The organism is Bartonella sp. AA1HLJMS, assembly GCF_042197445.1.
Taxonomy (GTDB): domain Bacteria; phylum Pseudomonadota; class Alphaproteobacteria; order Rhizobiales; family Rhizobiaceae; genus Bartonella.
Genome location: NZ_JBHIRW010000308.1, coordinates 1 through 544 on the forward strand (window position 1 = coordinate 1; position 544 = coordinate 544).

At 44.3% G+C, this 544-nt stretch carries 1 protein-coding gene; it reads right to left on the reverse strand.

The window, feature by feature from the left end; genetic code table 11:
• On the reverse strand, positions 1-544 hold a 544-nt coding region (locus ACFIQE_RS11360), incomplete at both ends, for a hypothetical protein (protein WP_375707795.1).

The following is a 544-nucleotide window of genomic DNA, read 5'->3' on the forward strand; positions in this document are numbered from 1 at the left end:
CCAGAGCTTAAGCCAACTTGCTCAACCCCCTCACGCACCGCATGATTATCAATATAGCCTGTCAACTTGGCATCAAGAGTGCCACCAGCTTCAATCGTCCCGTAAACAGCATCATAAGTGCGTTTGAGTGTTTGGGTAAAAGTAGGACCATCCCATTCATCTGCACCATGCGCTATACACCCTAGACTGGTCCAAAAATTACAGTCTTTGTGTCTGTAGCGCGTTTCTGTTACAACCTTAGTTGTTTCGATTAAATCGCGCCCCTCATTGAGCAGCGTATCGCCATGCATCTCAATGTTGCCATTGGCAGCAATCAAGCTATAGCTATTGCGGATATCACCGGCATTAATTGTCAGATGATGTCCTACTAAAATCTGTGCAGCATTATTGGTAAAATGAGGCTGCTGACGAATGATCGTGGTGTCGATATTTTCCTTGATACGTAAATGATCAATATTTTCGACATCTTTCCATTCTCCTCGCACGTAACTGTGAGAAACCACTTTATCGCTAACTTCAACTCCACCTTCACGCATGTTGGTAA